A 3,662-nucleotide genomic window follows, 5' to 3' on the forward strand; every position below is an offset into this window, starting at 1 on the left:
AAGATCTCTTCTCCCATCCCAAGTGCCCTTGAGATTAAGCTTTCTTGCTTACAATTTAAAGATACAAGCCTGGGAGTAGGCCCAAAGGGCCGTATCCCAGGTTTTCATTCCACATTCATTCACTTCTTTGATCTCCATCATATCCCCAATGTTCCTGCACTAGTCCACTCTGAACATAACGATGGAAACTGGAATACGGCCATTCTTTAGCTGAGGGTACATATCCCTGCTTAGCAGGGTTAAAGTGGATGTAATCGATATGTGCTTGTAAGTCTGATTCATCTCGGATTCGATGAATACCCCCAATATTATCGGGCTGTCCTTCCTTTTAAAAATCCATAAGGATGAACTTGATTTTATCCTGATTGTATTTTCACATTAAATTGTGAAATGAAGGTTAGAAGCAATTCATTTACAAATAAAATTAATGGGTGATTATAGTACATGCTATTTAAAAGAATTACAGTGATAGAAAATTACTGTAATTTCTTGTATTGCATAAGTAAATTTTCTCCATTAGGTGTCTCTATAATAGGCAAATTGATAATGGAGTTTTCCGCAACAGAGCCATATAATCCACCTACACAAAATCATAGGGAGTTGTTATGGCAATAGATGAACTAATTAATACTAATCCTGATGCATTTATGAAGGCTATAGCCCAAAAAGATGGGGGCTTTACGTTAGAATATGCCAATGTACTTGATTCTGTCGATCCAATGCGAGATATAAGTAGCTTATTTCAATTTGGTAGTATACAGCCATTTGCTGGTCACTCACTTGGACCTGTCTTTACGCCTGCCAAAGAAGAGATCATGCGTATCTTAGACTTACAAAAACGTCTTTTGCATGAAGGGCATTTTCCAAAAACCCAGGATATAAGTGGTAACTGGTTTGATTTTGATATAAATCCTGACGCTATCGCAGACATGCAGGGGATGCTGGGATTTGCGGACCCTTGCGAATTCATCTACACACAAGCTGGACTGTCTGATAACTTGAGACTTCTATTGTCAACATTTTATCGCCCTTCGCAAGCCGATTGGAAATCTGGAAAAACAGGGATTTGCTACTTAAGTAAAGAATTTTACTCGGATCAGGCCGTTATTCATTCTCTATTGGAAAGTGAAGTGCAAAGAGCTCAATCAAACGGACTATTTACTGGTGAAATACCCTGTCAGAATCCTGGTGATTTGTGTATGAAAATATCCCCTGATGAGCGTGGGCTTTATCAGGAAGAAAAGATTATACAATTTGTCAGAGAAAATGCTCATAAAATTAGTATCTTGCATCTTTCTGACATAGTATTCAGCACCGGTCAGCGAATCGATCTAGAACATGTCTTAACCGAATTAAAAGACGTTTTGAAAGCACATAATATTGTTGTTGGCCTCGATTTAGCACACACAGTGGGAAACAGAACTATTAATCTCAAAAAGCTACCCGTCACCTATGCTGTGGGTTGCTCCTACAAGCATATTTGCGGATCTGCGGGCAGTGGTTTTGGTATTTATGTAAATAAAGATGCAGATCTTTCACTAAATCCGCCAATACAAGGGTGGAAAGCCGCAGAATCCAATAAAGTATTTCCGCTGATAGATGGTTATGATCCTGTAATAATGTCAAGAAAAGGCGCTCGAGCTTTTCGTTGCAGCAACCCTTCCCCAGTTGCCCTGGCACCTGTTTTGCAATATATGAAAATCATGAGCGCAATTGGCTGGGATAAATTAACACATCGTTCCGAAAGTCTTACCCGATATATGATAACCCTACTAGAACAACGTCTTAGCGATCGTATTGAATTTATTACTCCTCTAGAGTCCAAAAATCGTGGTGCTATGATCGTTTTTCGCATCAAAAATCTTACTAATATAGAAGCTGTTGAGGATTTGTTAAAAAAAGAAAGTGAGTTTGGTCAGTTTGAACTAGACACACGCCCTCCCAATAATGTTCGAATAACCGCACATTATGGCTATACCAAATTCGGAGATATTAATCGCATGATCATGCGATTAGAAAAAGTCATTAATTTGCAGCTTTCATCAGAACAAAAAATGAAACAATACCAATCAGGTCATATATTATCTCCACAAGAATCACAATTTAACCAACAACTTGATTTACTTCAGCAAAAGATAGATGAACTGACAACACGAGAAAAGGATGCACTCTTAAAAAGTGACATGGATATTTATGAGCATTTAAAGAAAGCCAAAATAGCAGCAATAACACTTCATGAAGGTTTAAGTGATGCTGGAGCTCGCTATTTTATTAAAAACGACAATTATCAAACGTTCAAAACCACTTGTGACCAACTTTTAAAAAAAGCACATATTGAACTTGATAAGCATAGAGGATGGTCTGAGTTATTGATTAATTTAGCGATTGGACTATCCACTATAGGCATAGGTTTACTTGTAAAAGGAGCAATTAACCTCGCAAATAACCAATCTTTCTTTTTTGTCTGTAAAACAAAATCATCAAAAATGTTAGATGACCTGGAAGATAAAATTCATGAAACAGCGCCTAGCGCATAGATCAATGGTATTCCTTCTCCTCGTGATAGGGTGAGGAAATAATACTCAATTGACTCTCATTGCAAATGCGCTACAGCAGGCGTAGGCTGGGATACGCCTGCTGATTGCCCAGAAACATATCAAACAAATTTGCATTAACTCCGCCAGTTAATGTACAATAAAAGCACACAAATAGTTTGAATATCAAATCATGCCGGCAACAGAAGCAACTGTAATGGACTCACTCACTGGCCACAAAATGGCCACCAGAACAGTTCAACAGATGGCACTTAGCGTACTTTTAAAAAACAGTCTATTCAGTAACGATGATGTAGTCAATTTCGCCGCGATAAAAGAGAATTTAACCAAGACCCTGCTTGACCATGTGGCATATGGTCTTCAAGATGAAGCAAAAGCGATATTAGTTAAATATCCTGAAATTCTGTTAGAAATAGAGTCCGTCATTGATATCGGAGATGAGCCATTTAAAGGGACTGCTTTTCAATATGCCGTGTGGGCACTGGACACTCACATGTACACGATGATGCTCGATTGCCTTCCTCAAAACGAACAAGGAGAGTTCATTAGAAAGAAATTGTTAAAACAATTTGAAGCGCAAACAGAGCACTTTGATTTTAAGCCGCTTATCACGGCGCTTGATACCTATGTTGATAATTATGATACCTGGGACGCTAAACAGAGAGAAGAGCACTGGTGCAAAGTCGTGGGCGGGGCGCAGCAGAAATTGCCGGCGCACGTTCGTCACGAATATTGCAACCCTGACCGCTCATTTTATCCCGTACCCGATTTTACCGAGAAGGTCTTAACCCGTTCTTTAAGGATTTTCCATTGGGATTCCGGCAATTGGATGGAATGGGGTAGAGGGTTGGTTGGCTTAGGAGTTGATTTTGCAATTGCCCTGTTTCAGTCCTCGAGTCCGTTGTCGTTATCCAGGCCGATTCAGGACATCACTCTTGCGGATGCGGCTGCCATGCGCGCCTTATGTCAAGTGAGAACAGCAGACTTGGACGCGCTTAGGGAGCGTCTTCAACGCCCGATTCAAAAACTGGATGATGTTCAGGGTATTGCAGACTCAATGGTGCTCTAAGCCCGGTTGAGTAATCCCGAGGCTTAGGGTGTCGCGGG

Annotated in this window: 3 protein-coding genes; all 3 read left to right on the top strand. The window is 40.1% G+C overall.

From position 1 onward, the window contains the following. On the top strand, window positions 1–210 hold a 210-nt coding region (locus Lqua_RS18670), incomplete at its 5' end, for a hypothetical protein (protein ID WP_238585534.1). A gap of 395 nt (window positions 211–605) precedes the next feature. After that, window positions 606–2,537: an aminotransferase class V-fold PLP-dependent enzyme gene (locus tag Lqua_RS04555; protein ID WP_058473107.1), complete on the top strand. Its 1,932-nt coding sequence runs from the start codon at window positions 606–608 to the stop codon at window positions 2,535–2,537. Between the two features lie 214 nt (window positions 2,538–2,751). Further along, entirely contained in the window at window positions 2,752–3,624 is an 873-nt protein-coding gene (locus Lqua_RS04560; RefSeq protein ID WP_133141129.1) for a hypothetical protein, read from the top strand. The last annotated feature ends 38 nt before the right edge of the window (window positions 3,625–3,662 follow it).

The sequence above is a fragment of the Legionella quateirensis genome, from assembly GCF_001467955.1.
Classification (GTDB): domain Bacteria; phylum Pseudomonadota; class Gammaproteobacteria; order Legionellales; family Legionellaceae; genus Legionella; species Legionella quateirensis.